The sequence below is a fragment of the Paraburkholderia sp. SIMBA_027 genome, from assembly GCF_046535315.1.
Taxonomy (GTDB): domain Bacteria; phylum Pseudomonadota; class Gammaproteobacteria; order Burkholderiales; family Burkholderiaceae; genus Paraburkholderia; species Paraburkholderia tropica.
Genome location: NZ_JAWRWY010001009.1, coordinates 1 through 258 on the forward strand (window position 1 = coordinate 1; position 258 = coordinate 258).

Annotated in this window: 1 protein-coding gene; it reads right to left on the minus strand. The window is 63.2% G+C overall.

The window, feature by feature from the left end; all coding sequences use genetic code 11:
* Positions 1 to 258 (minus strand): redoxin family protein (locus SB764_RS42140; protein WP_410867057.1); only part of this gene is annotated, 258 nt, incomplete at both ends.

Sequence of the window (258 nt, forward strand, 5' to 3'; positions counted from 1 at the left end):
GCCTTGGTGAAACCCGCATCCCAGTCTGCCAGGAAGTGGATCTTGCCGAGGCCGCCGGATTGCTGCGCCCAGGCGCCCATCACGTGCCAGTCGTTGACGGCGACCACGGCGATATCGTCGATGCCCTTGCCGAGAATTGTATCGCGATTTTCGAGATAGCCCGGCAGATGGTTCAGCGAGCAGGTCGGGGTGAAGGCGCCGGGAACGGCGAAGAGCACGACCCGCTTGCCCTTGAACAGCTGTTCGGTCGAGGTCTCG